Origin of the sequence: Enterobacter sp. KBR-315C3_2022, assembly GCF_041399425.1 — a bacterium.
In the GTDB taxonomy this organism is placed as follows: domain Bacteria; phylum Pseudomonadota; class Gammaproteobacteria; order Enterobacterales; family Enterobacteriaceae; genus Enterobacter.
In genome coordinates this window covers 37533-51296 of record NZ_JBGKEB010000027.1, presented here as the reverse complement: position 1 = coordinate 51296, position 13764 = coordinate 37533, and the positions used below count along the sequence as shown (strand labels likewise).

Genomic DNA, 13764 nt, shown 5'->3' with positions numbered 1-13764 from the left:
TTTATAGACAGTTGAGCGGGCAATATTAAGCTGCCGGGATATTTCTGACGCCCCTAAGCCTTTCTGCCGTAGAGATAATACTTGTTTCCGGTTTATTATATGGGTGGTCGCAGTAGGTAAAAGGGAAGACCAAAAAGCTTATGAAACGGCCCGTAAGCGGATTTTTTAAAGAAATACAAATATCCTTCATTTTTATCCATGTGCTTTCCATCCTTCAATACTACAACAATCTGATAGTAAGAAGTATTTTCTGATATACGTACTACGCACGGATGCGCAGTACGCCGGAGACCTATCCGCTAGCGAGGAACTTGCAGTTGTTGTCTGACCATTTCGAATGCTGTCTGCAAAGTTGCTTTATCGGATATTTTCATGATTTCATTTGCTAATAGCCACAGCGCATCATTGTTTAATTCTTTCGCCAGAAGCAGGGCACACATCCCTAATGCTAATCGAGGTGATTCAGAAACAGGAATATCATCATCATCGAAAATAGCTTTTAGCTCCTTCTGAACGGATGGTTGCATGCATGAAAAATCCTTTTCAATGAATAGGTTACGACATGTATCAATTAGCACGTCTTTGCGCTCAATACTCAGCATGCTGTCAACCATCGAGTCGAATAATGATGGATTGCTCATTTATATGAATTTCCTTATAAAATTTGAGTAATCATTATTCATAACCTGGTTTTTACGTGAAGTACATATCCGATTTGTTCCTCGGCCAGTCTAGTAAAAATGCGCCGCAGGCGCATGAAGGCGCCAGCCGTAGTTGAATGTGGCTGTACTGCTAATTGGCGCCGTAGCCCGGCGTAGCCGGTTGAACAATAGAGGATCGCTATTAACCCCCCCTTCCCTGCTAAGCAATAACCCGCTAATTGCAGTGAAGAACGTTCTGTGCGCCTTCGGAGTGGTCACGACAAGGCGTAGCCGCAGTCGGGGCGTATCTCCGCGTTAGCGGGCCGTAAGGGCCGCTTACGGGCGTGTACTTAAGACCTCCAGCGATACCACTCACAGCTGCTCAGAAATCTAGTTACAACATCCATCATTAAAAGCGACGTTGTTCCGGGCCTTCGGCCCGGGGCGGCCTCGCTTTTCAGTGGTGGGTCCCGGCTCAGGTGTTGCCGCTGTGCACGGTAAGGTATTCGAAGTCTTTTGCATGTTGTAACTATCGGCTCTGTTATGCCCGACGCGTAGCGGAGGGAGCTACTTTTTATTTTTTTTCCGAACCGGCGCGGACGTAAGTCCGCCGCAAGGGCGGGCATTTTCAGGAGCCTGTCCACAGGCCAGGCGACGAACAGGTTATATATTTATATGAATGAAATAAAAGATATTTAAAAGAAGTACAGAGCAGGTTTTTAAAGGAAACCACGCACTTTGAAATCAGGTCGTATGGCGCTTTGTCAGTATAACGGTTGTAACCTTATGGAAAGGTCCCTTGCAGTTTTTTGTGGATAACTGAACTCAGCGACCGAAAGTGACACCAGCGATGAGATTTATGGCCATTCGGATGGCGAGAGGACGTGGGATTCGCTGAGCAGCTTTACCATTTAGCGCAGAAAATAAGCAGCGGCAGACAACAGACGTGCGAAATCCTCCGGCGCCAGCCGGATTTTTCAGTCAGGTAGGGTTATATGGGGACGGTGGCCAGCCGCGTGTAGTTGTTGCCACGCGACATCAGCATGCGCTCTTTCACGCGACGTTCCAGCTCGCGCTTCATGGCATCGAGCCCTCCGGTAAAGCGCCCGGTGGCATATTCCCGCGTCAGCTGCTGTTTCACCAGCGTCACAATGTCCTTGCGGGTTCTGTCCGCGTCACGACGTGCACGGGCACGTTTCAGGCCATGTTGTTTACGTTCAGACTGGTAACTTCGGAACCGTTCGCGCACAAACCGCCAGGATTTCGCTATCAGCTCGTCCATCTCCAGCGGCTTCAGGCTCTGCTTCTGACGCTGCTGATTTTCCCATTCGACACGGCTGCGGCGGGCGGCCACAACAGCCACGTCAGAGACGTCGAGCGCGGAGAACAGTGCCGGCGTGAAGGAGATATCGGTCGGGATGTTGCAGCCAATCTGCGGGTCATACTCGGTCTGGTAGGTAATCAGCCCCAGCTCCGCCATAAACTTCAGTGCGCGCGTGGCGCGAGTGATGGACAGGTTGCCATTTTTCGATTCCGTGGCCAGCCCGCACTCGATGGCCAGATTGGTAATGGAACGCTGTACACGATTGGCCAGCGGGTCATAGTGGAAGCACAGTCCCTGAAGCAGTGCATCAATGGCACGACGGCGCAACAACGGCGGCATGCGATGACGCTTACCGAGCGAGCGTACGAACGCTACATGGACGGAAAAATCAAAACGGGACGTGAAGCCTTCGGCTTTCGCCATCAGCTTACGACAGAACGGCAGGGTCTTTTTCCCCTCGCGCGGCGTGAATGCCGGATTCGGGTTTTTGACCTGTCGGTAATGAGAGAACAGGGTCTGAGCGTCAGTCACACCTTCCCGCACTTATGTTGCACGGAAGGAGCAAAAGGCACAGAAACAGGTATTGAACTTTTCTGAGCATAAAACTATACTCCCTGCATAGAGCAACAGCTTCTATACAGTTTAGGTAAGCCCCGTTAGTCTTCTCTGAGTCGCCAAACCTTGTGAAGATTATCGGGGTTTTGTCTTTTCTGGTCCCGGGTAGACACCCCATCAGAACCAGTTCCCTGCCACCTTACGGCGTGGCCAGCCAAAATTCTTCAAACGATCAGTAATCTAGCACTCAAAATCTTAAGTATCAAGAAAGTGAGTCCATCACGATGCTTTTCGACTAAAAGCTTCCCTTTCAATCAACTTTTCTAACACTTCAGCTTGAGTAACACCATCTTCTTCACAGAGGTTAGAAAGATACTCTTTGATTTCGGGCTTAATAAATACTTTCAGTTCTTTATGCGTAGCCCTTTTTTTAGCCGAAGCAATTTTCTGTCGCTCAGCTTCACTAAGGGGATTACCCTTTCTGTAAGCGCGTTTCGATGAGGAAGTTACTACATTTCCGACCTGCGACATATTGCCTCCTCAAGGATCAAGCAAGGATCGTTTCGCAGAGGATACTACAGATTCATGAAATCAGCGACTTAACTTTACGCGAAAGTGTGAGCCATGTTGGCGCATGGCTCACCTAGATGGATGTAGATTGCAGATCAAATTACGATGCTGATTAGTATGAAGAATGCCAGTCAGTTCCCCCGTCCCAGCGCGACTGCCAGTGCTGAAGGTAGGCTTGTGCCACTTCCGGCACGTCATTAATCACCAGCACGTTCTCACTATTTCTCGAGGCCGCAGAGCGCGGTGTAATTAAAGCTGCCTGACTCAACCGTCTGATTATCAACAATAATGACTTTATCGTGCATGATGGCGTAGTGGCCGTTGGTACGCAGCGGAATACCGGCATTCACCACAACGTTCATCGCCGCCTGGCTGACTTTGCTTTTGTTTCCCTTCTCATCAAGCACGATTTTCACATCCACACCCCGGTGTTTTGCTCTGACAATTGCGCTAACCACCTCCGGAGACGTAAATGAGTAGCCCATCAGCCGAATGTCGTGCTGTGCTGACTCAATAGTCTTAAGGACCAGCTGCAACGCGCTGCCTTCAGGTGAAAAACCGATCTGAACGGAGGGAGCAGCAACTGCGGGCTGAATACAGCTCAGCGAAAGGCAAACCAGACCGGACACGGCCAGCTGGCGAAAGGTGAACTTACGCATTAAATAACCTCAGAAATACTGTTCGGATGTGTTAACCAGAAACGCCGGAGACGGGGAAAACTTGCTTTTACCCTTCTCCGGGGTTGGACTACTGAGCAGGGCGAAGGCGTCAGTATCTTTTAGCGGAATCAGGTGGCGGACGCCTAATTATTTTTTGGTATCGCCGGCTGCATGACGGATGGCCTGCTGCAGGGCCTCCGCACTGGTGTATCCCGGGATAACCGTCACGTTATCAGCGTTGGTGCCGGTTGAAGGGAGGACCACCAGGGCTGGCGTACCGCTGAAGCCCAACTGCTGCGCGAGCGTGTTTATGCCATCCAGGGTTTCCTGAACGTCAGGGGTTGTCTTCGCATCAAATTTCACGGCTTTTGCGGCCGCGCTTATATCAGCATCGGTCAGTTTGCCCTCGTTGTGACCGGTGGCGTAAATCGCGTTGTGATAGTTAAGGTAAGCGTCGGCTCCCTTCTGCTTCCAGACCTGCAGTCCTGTTTTCGCCGCACTCAGCGACACCGGCCAGCGCTGGCCAAATATCGGGAATTCCTTGAACACAAAGCGCACGCTTGGGTTGGCTTTTATCACCTTCTCCAGTTCAGGGGCCAGGCGGGCACAGTAGATGCACTGGTAATCGAAGAACTCCACGACCGTCACTTTGGCATCGGCGGGGCCATATGACGGCGTGCCTTTATCGTTGAGCAGCGCGGCCTGATGCTGAATCACGGCCGCCGTCATCGCCTGCTGCTGCTTTTCCTGCTGCTGTGCCTGCAGTTTCTGACTGACCTCAACCAGCACTTCAGGATGAGCCAGCAGGTAGTCTTTCGCGATTTCACCAATGCGGGCCTCCTGCTCCGGAGTAAAGTCAGGTGTGGCTTTCTCCGCCGCATTTGCCATACCGGACAACAGAGTGCTGGTCATCAGCACCGCCAGTGCGGTGCGCTTTACTGTTAACATTTTAATGTTCCTTTTTTTCATCTATGGCGGGTGCGTTTGCCGCCTGTTGCTTCGGTTTGTCTGCCTGTACCCTCGCAAGCTTTGCCGTGGCTGCACGTTCACGCTCAGGCGGAATGAGTGATTCAACAGAGCCATCCGCGTTATAGCATGCGACTCCTGCCGTCAGGCCGCTCAGATACGTTTCCGTCCGCGTCAGCGTTTTCAGACAGCGGCGTATTATCTTCTTCGACAACGGCAGTGCCCGGCGTTCTGCATCGGCAAAGAGCTGTTCGCTTACCCCGATGGCCAGCGGGCGCAGCTGGCCGCCAGCGTACAGGCCCGGCCAGTGTGTACTCAGCGTCTGCACGGCGTCCGCCGTGCGCATCAGCCGCGCCGAACGGCCAGGGCGTGGCTTTTTCTTCGGTGGAGGAGGTATTACCTCCACCGCTTTGTTGGGTGGGAGTGCTGGTTGTTTTTTTTCCTTTGTCTTTTTGGGTTGCCCTTTGCCCGGCTGGAGCACCCGGGAGGCAGGCGGTCGGTCATCCGCCAGCGGCTTTTTATTGCGTTTTGGCCCGGTGTTCACCACCACCATTTTACGCCGGGAGACCGTGATGTCCGCCCCCGCCTCGCTGACAGGTACGAACGCGTCTGCTGGCGGGGCCTTACGCTTCAGACTCAGGCGCGGACGGGGTTTGTCATCATTCACAGGCAGACTCCTGTAGTGTGTTGATAGCTCGGGGTGACTAATATGTGAAGTATTCCACAGGACCGACGCTGGCGGCATTGATATTGCGCGACAGATGCCGGTTACTCACCAATTTCTTTTTCTTTCACTACCTCGTGCTCAACCCGGTGAAGCTGGTCGGTCACGCTTTCCCGCTGACGCGTCTGTTGACGATCCTGCTGTATGACCTGACTCAGCCCGGCCTGCTCCTGCTGCCGGGACTGTTCAGCCTCACGCTGCAGCGCACGGGATTCAGCACGCTCCGCCTGTTGCAGAGCATCAGGGCGTTCCGGGTCACCAGGGAAATGCGGGGCGGCCTCCTGATGCTGCTGGCGTCGGACCTCTTCAGCCAGTGCTTTCGCCATCCGCTGCTCTTCCGGCGTTTTTAGGCTCACCGGGTCAGGCGTGTCTGTCGGGTTGCTTCCCGGGTGACGGGAAATGTCGGCACTGTCCGGCAGAACCAGACCACCGCTCAGGCGCTTCATGATGGCATCGGTGGGTGATTCACCACTGACGACCACAATACCGTCACCGGGATGCTGCAGCCCAAGCTGTCGGGCCTCTGCCAGATCCGTGGCCTGACGGGTCAGGCCGGTTTCACTTTGCCGGAATATCACCAGTGTGGCCTCTTCACCTCCGAGCAGGCGGGCGTTATCACTTAAGCCCCGTAACCGGCCATCGCCATCAAGCTGTACCTCCCGCAATAATACTGCCCGCTGCACGCCGCTGGCATCGTGTACCGGCAGCGCCACATGCGGCGCCGGATATTTCCGGCTGCCGTGGATAAAGCGGGCCTCGCCCGCCTCCGGTAACTGTGTTGCCAGCGCCCGCCCCAGGGCGCTGTCAGACAACGGCGTGGCCTTTTCCCATAGCTGTTGCGCGGTCGCTGCCTGACGGTCGCTATCTGCCAGCAACACATCGTGGGCCGTCTGCCGCTCTGCAGGCTGAGAGACCTTCGTCAGCCACTTGCCCAGATTGTCGGTATAGACCTGTACATGTGCTTTTACACGCGACAGGCCGACATACGCATCGCGCAGGGAGGCCAGTGCCTGGCGGCCACCGTCCACGCCGGCAAGTACGATGACATACAGTGCGCTGGCGCCCTGAGCCTTGTGCGCTGTTCCGGCATAGCCGTAGTCCAGATGACGGTCGGCCAGGTCGGCGTTCGGGTTCAGGGTACGGGTCTCCTCCCCCTGAGTTAGCTGCAGCTCGTCGTCCTTTGTCACGCCGGTGACGGTCCAGTTGCTGTTCGCTTCGCGTCCGCGCTCGCGGTCAGAACGGGAGAAACTGACTTTCTCCCCGACCGATACAGCAATCTCACGGGGTTTAAACACCGCGATGTCCCGCAGGCTGCTCTCAAAGGCCGACAATGCCTGTGCCTGACCGGTCTCATCAATCAGTTCGACATAGCCGTTCTGGCGGCTGTCCTGCCCGGCACGAATGGTGTAGTAATGGTCGTTAATCAGCGCAATATTACCGTGCTGCGCAGCCATCCCTGCTACCGACTTCAGCCTGTCGGTCTGCGTTTTCACCCGGTCCAGTACGGTAATCGTGACCTCCCGGCCAAGCTCACCGCGCTCCTGCAGCTGAGCGTGGATGGCGGTATTGATGGCGTTCTTGTCGGCGTTGGTCTGGGTGACAATCAGCGTATTGTCCCTCGCCTCCGGGGTACGACCGGTAAAGTCATCGACGATGGCCTGTATTACCCGGTCCCCCAGCTCTTCCTTCTGTTCTTTCGTCTGTTCTTTCGTCTGGGGGATGGCCACCACGGATTGCGTCGGTGACCAGCGCCCCGGCGTTCTCGGCACCGTATCCGGCGTCACGCTGCGGATGGTATCCAGTGCCGCCGGGACCTGGCGGGCAATTACCGATTCGATAGCCGGTTTCAGCGCCGGACTCTGACGCACAATGTCCTGCATAATGGCGGTATCTAACGGACTACGCTCCTGCAGCAGGGTGAACGGTGCGCCGTTATCCACCGGCAGCAGCTGGTCCCGGTCACCGCTCAGCACCGCACGACCACCACCGGCAGCAATATGGCCCATCGCATCAGCCATATCCCGGTTACCCACCATCGAGCTCTCATCCACCAGGAACAGGGTTTTACTGAAATCGGGCTTCTCTCCGCCCTGAATGCGGCGCTCCATGTCCATCAGGAAGCTCGCCAGCGTCTGCGCTTTGACGCCCACATCGGCCATCTCGCCCACCGCCCGGTGGGTCGGGGCCAGCCCGACAACATCAGGACGCTGTTCTGCCGGCAGCGTATCAAGGGCCGCCAGTACGGTTTTCAGCTGGGTGGTTTTCCCCACCCCGGCGTAGCCCTGTATGCCGATGAAGCGGTCGGTGCTCTCCAGTATCAGGCCGGAGGCCTGCTGCTGTCCGGCCGTCAGCCCGGCGAATAACGCCGGGTCGGCGTGGCTCAGGAGTGGCGCCTGCGTGTCCAGCCCCTCCACCACCAGACGAATGACGCGCTTCTCCGCCTCATAACTCGCGGCCGTCACGTACAGCTGCTGTGCGATGCCTTTCGGTCCCGGCACCGGGATAAGTTCCCCCGCCTGCACCTGACGGGCCAGCTCCTGGTCCACATCCCCCTGACGCAGGGAGGGGTGCAGCGGCAGGGCATTTGCCAGTACATCAGGTCGGCTGAACACCACTTCACTCCCCTGGGCCAGCGACACCGCCTGACGCACCGCTTTCTCTGCCGGACTCATCAGCGCCTCCTGCGCCGCCGACAGCGCGTCAGCTAGCTCACCGTTCTGCGGGTTAACCTGCGCCAGCGCGGTCCGGTATAGCGGCGAGCGGGACAGGCGTCGTTCGGCCTCATCGTTCGCCAGCGGGGTGAAAAGCTGTATGTGTTCGCCGCTGCGGGCCAGGGTATTGAGCATCGTCGCCCCGGTATCCCGGCCGGACACAGCCGCCAGCACCGTGCCCTGCTCGCTGACACGCTTTCCCGGTGAGGTAACGTAACCATATCCAGCCTTCAGCGGTTCGTCGGTACGAATCACGCGCTTCTGCCCGTCCTGCTCCACCACCAGACTGTTCTTCCGCACGGCAGTGACTGTGACACTGTCACCGGCACGCTGTTTTCCCTGTCGCGCCAGCCAGGTCAGTTTCTCCCCTTCGGCAATATCAACGGTCTGTGACCGGTACAGGCTCCAGCTGCTGTCCACCTGACTGAGCTTCATCCCTTGTCGCTGGCCATCCTCCCCGACCAGCATCAGGGAACGGGTCTCCGCGCTGACGCGGTCAATGGTATAGCGCTGAGACACCCGGCTGTCCGGCGCGCGTTGCTCAAGCACCATGCCCTCCCGGTACGTATCCAGCTGGCGCCGGTTTTTGCTGTCCAGCCACTGCGGAACCAGCGTGTCGATGGTCGCTGTTTTACTCCCGAGCAGTCCCTTTTCCAGCAGCGCCTGCCGCAGCTCTGCCGTCAGCGACTGCTGCTCGCGCTCGCCGCTGGCCTGGACCACCACGTTCTCTCCCTGGCTCACCATCGCCACATAATCCCGGGCCAGTGCCGTATAACGCTGGCGCTTGTCCGGCTCACTGACCACGCTGACGGCCACGGTACGTTCCGTTTCCACCCGGTAGCGGGTCACCCCGGCCACCTCCAGCGTCTGCAGGGCATTACCTGTCCCGCTGCGCCCGCCACTGTCCATCAGCAGAAGCTGCGACTGCGCGCGAAGCGCCTGGTCGGTGACCGTCAGCGCATCACGGACGGAGAACTTCTCCGCCCCGGCCACAATCAGCGTACTGTTCGCCGGCAACGGGACCTCTGACAGCCCTTTCAGGGTTATCACTTTATCCGTCAACCCGGGTTGCTCAGCCAGCCAGCGCTCACTGGTGCGGTCGGTGGCCAGCACCACCACGTCCCGCCCCTGTGACTGCGCCAGCTGCACGCCTGCCAGCACCGATTCACGCATACCACCCGCGCCTCCGGGCTGGCTGACAATCGCCAGTGAAGGACGATCTGCTTCAATCTGCTGCATCACCGGTGCAGACGGAGAGGACCGGGCGGGAACACCGCCAGAGACCACCACAGTGGATTTCATCTCCCCGGCCAGTTGCTGCAGGCTCAGTTCGTCCAGCAGATGAATGGAGGAGGTAAACAGACCTTTCTCCCGATCCAGCGGTATCAGCTGCTGGTCCTCAATCGCCAGTTCAATGGCAGAATGCGCCATCACCGCAATCTGCTCCCGCGCATCGAGACTGTTCAGCGTCCGGTTCAGCACATCGGAATAAGTAAAACGGGTACGTTTTTCACTGAGCTGAGAAATCGCCAGGCTTACCGCCTGACGGACATCGTCCGGGGTCGTCTCCGGGCGTATTGCTCTGTCACTATCCATAGCTTTCAGACGAGCTTCAGCCTCCTGGCGAAACGCGCCGATATCGAATCCTTCCTGCTCCAGACGGTTCATCCAGTCGGTCAGCAGTTCTACCCGGTCGGGATCTTTCTGTTTGGCCTTACGCGTATCCAGAGCCGCCACGTCACGGGATTTCAGGGACGCGCCATCCCCGACGGCCTCCCGAATTTGTTGCGTACGCTGTGAAAATATCTCTACCGGAACACCCTCGATTTCCCACAGATCGTTTTTGCCGGTCACCACGGTCCGGAATCCCATCTCCTCCACGGCCTGACGCAGTTCGTTACGGTAGATTTTGCCCAGCGCCACCTGCAGGGCATAGACGTTCTCGATAAAACCACTGTTGCCGACCTTATCGCTGGAAAGTGTCTTCCATTCCCCCAGGTACTCCGTCAGGTTCATCACTATCAGATGCGTATGCAGCTGCGGATCAAGCTCCCGCGAGGTGTCATGATGGAAAGCGGCGGCCAGCAACTTACCGGTCATCTCTGTCTGGCTGACCCCATCCACCATGACCCGCGTACTGGCCAGTCGTTCAATTTCTCCCATGGCCACACCGACAGCACGCTGATGGGCCTCCAGAATACGGCTGTCGCCCAGTACCACACCCAGCACGGAAATACTTTTGGGTGCCGACAGCGTCAGATCGTAACCCGGCCGGTGAACATTCTGACCGCCCGACATCCGGGAGAGATCGACGCCCTGCGGGAAAAAACCAGCCAGGGCATCATCGAATGTCTTCGCATTCACGGGGCCTTCCAGCCCTAACAGCTCTGCGGCTTTCCCCATCCAGGACGCTTCCATACTGCCGAGAAAGTAATAATTATCTTTCGCCATGTAGTAGCTGGCTCCGCCGCCAGCCGTCGATGATACGGTCAGCATTACCAGCGGTCCCCCGGCTCATACTCCCTGTCCGGTTCGTCATGTTCACGGTGAACGAGGATATTTTTCTCTTCTTCCTTCATCGTCTGCAGGGCCTCCTGCTCGTACGCCGCATAGTCTTCGTAACGATCTGGCTCAGTCAGAATTTCACCGGTCTGCGTATCCACCTGCAGTCCGTCATATTCCTTCACCCGGCCACCGTTCTGGACCTGACTGGTCGTTGCCTGGATGTCAGATGCGGAGGACGATACAGCGGCCGGCGGCAGAGGGGATGAATTGATGGTTTCTGTTGCAGCAATGGCCGGAGATACGGCAGCAGCTGATGCCGTTGTTGCCGGTACAGCAGGCTCACTGCTCTGTACCGCAAGCAACCTGTCGATGCTGTCTTCATCCAGCTCGCGACGGGTAATTTCCTCTTCAATCTCCTGATCCAGACTGTCATTCAGCTCCCGTGGCAAAAACTCTGCCGCGATAAAATCCATTTTTTCGTAGGTCATATTCATACGTACCACCGGGTATTTTCCGGGCAGCGTGGCATAGCAGCTCAAATCCGGCAGGGACTGAATGTCAGAGTAGTTGACCAGATACTGATCTTCTTCCTGTTTGCTGAACGACACCCCATCACGCACAGTATCTGCACCGTAGCTGTACTGCTCGTTAAACACCTTCGCCCGGCGCTGGCCCAACTGTCGCATCACGTAGCTCGCCACTTCTTCATCCGGAGAACGATAAAAGAAACGCGTATTAAGTAGATCCATCATGGCGGTGGCAAAATCAGAACCGTAAATCACATCCATCTGCGGTTTGTTCTGGAAGCCGAGGACAAAGCAACCACCGAACTTACGGGCCTCCGCCAGGACGCCCGGCAGCTCTGGGAGTTTATGCAGGGAGTACAGTTCGTCAAAAATAAACCACACTCGCCGGGTCGGGTTCTCCCCCATCTCCAGCAGGCAGTTAGCCGCCTGGGCCAGCCACATCGAGATCAGCGGCTTCAGGGACTCATGCTGGCGGGCATTCGAGGTGATCCACAGCCATCCGTTACGTTGGTCAGGTTCATTCACCTGTTTCATCCATTCCCTGATGGCAAAGCGGGGCTTACCGGTCCGCTCAATCCCCTGAAGGTAGCGCAATGCCTTCACGTAGTTGGTCAGCACACCACGGATAGAAATTGCGGTCTTCTCCACCTTCTCTTCCATCAGGTTGGCAGCTTCAGATCCGGCGACATACTCGCGCAGCGCCTTAAGGTTAATGGCCAGCAGGGTGCGTAGCAGCCGGTTATACGAACGGTCAGGGGCATTTTTGAGGCGGGATGACACGGCAGTGAAGATGGTCCGGGCAGCCCCGGTCCAGAATGGATCTTCTTTGGTTCCCTGGGGGATCAGCGTGTTCCCCATAGAGTCATAGTCAGGAGTGCTCTGACATTCCAGCCACAGATCCCAGAACTCACATCGTTTATCAAGCGGGTTGAGCAGCTTGTCGACATTCTCATTGAAATGACGCTTAACTAATGAACAGCCCTTGTCGTAGACAATGACCATGTCACCGCGCTGTCGCAACTGCTTCAGCAACTTGTTCAGAGCGTTAGATTTACCGGCCCCCGGAGTCCCGTGCATCAACATATTCTGAACTTCAGCACCATTGACCAGCGGCAACTGGTCAATGTGCAGGGGGGACGCTTTACCCTCTTTCTGCAGCATTCTGGCCACTGATTTTACGTCCTCCGTGAGCGAACGGCCGCCCACCAGATCATCCTGGGCCTGCTTCTCGCCGAGTCGGCGTAGAAGGTAATAGACGCCATAAGCCACCGCCAGCACCACACAGCTCGCCAGGAATACCGCAATAAACAGCTCCTGCAGCGTCAGCTGACCTGCATAGGTCATATAGGGGTCTTTCAGAATGGCTGCAGAGGTAAAATGCAGGATTTGCCCGTCATAAGGAACATCATATACGGGCGGTACATTGAACAACGCTTTTTCACCGCCAGCGGAAAGGTATAACCACCAGTACAGTCCGCCGTTACGCATATCCTGCCACGGCACCCGCATCCAGAAAAATAACGGTGTCAGCACAAAAAAGAGATTTAACAACCAGAAGGCAATACGGCGGTTGACCTGCATAAACATATTCAGCATATAGCTGAATACCTGCCCGCCCTGGGTAATATGCTTGGTGGAACTCATTTATCCCTCCCGGCATATTCACATGGAGGCGTTGACACAATCAGCGAATCAGAAAACACATCCCGAAATGCAGCAGTCGGATCATAAATGATAATGAGGTCATTATTATTCCATTTCATCATGGGCAGAAGCTGGTTTATATGGGCGTATCCCATTCCTGTCTGGCGCGAAGACAAAATATTTTCTTCAGACAACACGGCATCAGAACTGACATTATCAGAACAATTCATAACGTAACCTTAATTTAGATATGAGCAGCAAGCACTGGCAGGATTGACAGCACGATGGCATGGCGGATTAGATATTTAATGGGTCGACTTCGAATCTCGGAGTAAAAATAGAAAACAGCCTTTAACAAACCTAGTAAGTTCGGACAGAACGGAATCCTGCCCCTTAACCTAGAATTCAATGTCAGCGCATAAACCTCATCAAAACACACTTACATTAATTGAATATAAAAATAACAACCACTCACAGTGGTGACGATTAAAAATTACCCTTATCGATTTCCTCAATCAATTTAAAGAAAGCCCCTGTGTGTATTTTCACAAAATCGTCAACCACTTCGTTGATAATGCCATCTGAATTCTCATTAACCTCGTCAATACCCAAAGATTCAATGACGGCCTGGCAATAAAACTTCATATCTCGCGTATTAAAGCTCATACGCATCCCACCTTCATGAGCGAGGTCCATCCATGTGTATACAAAAGGGTATTCTATATTAACGGGCAATAACTCCTCGCCATCATAAGAACCAATGAAATTGATAAAACCAATCGCCCCATTCTTTTCATACCATTCTTTATTGGTTCTATTGACAATTAATGCAAATAAATGTTTTTTGACTCCAAGGCTAACATCAACTGGACTCGTCTGCTTTTCCTGCTTTTCCTGCTTTTCCTTTTTATTCCGTTTAAACCCCAACATCATCATCC

At 55.1% G+C, this 13764-nt stretch carries 11 protein-coding genes and 1 pseudogene; all 12 read right to left on the bottom strand.

The window, feature by feature from the left end:
- A partial coding sequence (locus AB8804_RS20545; protein WP_371189783.1) for a helix-turn-helix domain-containing protein occupies positions 1-96 on the bottom strand: 96 nt, incomplete at its 3' end.
- A 203-nt stretch (positions 97-299) separates the two neighbouring features.
- On the bottom strand, positions 300-641 hold the full coding sequence (locus tag AB8804_RS20540) for a hypothetical protein (protein WP_371189781.1): 342 nt from the start codon (positions 639-641) through the stop codon (positions 300-302).
- 991 nt (positions 642-1632) lie between these two features.
- Entirely contained in the window at positions 1633-2508 is an 876-nt protein-coding gene (gene repA / locus AB8804_RS20535) for an incFII family plasmid replication initiator RepA (RefSeq protein ID WP_371189780.1), read from the bottom strand.
- A complete protein-coding gene (tap, locus tag AB8804_RS20530) occupies positions 2489-2566 on the bottom strand; it encodes a RepA leader peptide Tap (RefSeq protein WP_072207148.1) in 78 nt (25 codons plus the stop codon). The genes repA and tap overlap by 20 nt, the downstream gene beginning before the upstream one ends.
- Before the next feature lie 233 nt (positions 2567-2799).
- Entirely contained in the window at positions 2800-3051 is a 252-nt protein-coding gene (locus AB8804_RS20525; protein WP_371189779.1) for a replication regulatory protein RepA, read from the bottom strand.
- Positions 3052-3202: 151 nt separating this feature from the next.
- Positions 3203-3749: pseudogene (locus AB8804_RS20520) on the bottom strand (phospholipase D family protein).
- Positions 3750-3896: 147 nt separating this feature from the next.
- A complete protein-coding gene (locus AB8804_RS20515) occupies positions 3897-4697 on the bottom strand; it encodes a DsbA family protein (protein WP_371189778.1) in 801 nt (266 codons plus the stop codon).
- A gap of 1 nt (position 4698) precedes the next feature.
- The gene (locus AB8804_RS20510; RefSeq protein WP_371189777.1) at positions 4699-5382 is read right to left on the bottom strand and encodes a ProQ/FINO family protein; all 684 of its coding nucleotides are present in this window, start codon (positions 5380-5382) and stop codon (positions 4699-4701) included.
- Positions 5383-5483: 101 nt separating this feature from the next.
- Positions 5484-10646 (bottom strand): conjugative transfer relaxase/helicase TraI, encoded by a 5163-nt coding sequence (traI, locus tag AB8804_RS20505; protein ID WP_371189776.1) that lies wholly within the window; start codon positions 10644-10646, stop codon positions 5484-5486.
- Complete coding sequence (gene traD, locus AB8804_RS20500; RefSeq protein ID WP_371189775.1) at positions 10646-12826, bottom strand: type IV conjugative transfer system coupling protein TraD; 2181 nt, start codon at positions 12824-12826, stop codon at positions 10646-10648. Before traD ends, traI begins: the two co-directional genes overlap by 1 nt.
- Positions 12823-13056 (bottom strand): hypothetical protein, encoded by a 234-nt coding sequence (locus AB8804_RS20495; RefSeq protein WP_371189774.1) that lies wholly within the window; start codon positions 13054-13056, stop codon positions 12823-12825. The genes traD and AB8804_RS20495 overlap by 4 nt, the downstream gene beginning before the upstream one ends.
- A 256-nt stretch (positions 13057-13312) precedes the next feature.
- A complete protein-coding gene (locus AB8804_RS20490) occupies positions 13313-13762 on the bottom strand; it encodes a hypothetical protein (RefSeq protein WP_371189773.1) in 450 nt (149 codons plus the stop codon).
- Between the last annotated feature and the right edge of the window lie 2 nt (positions 13763-13764).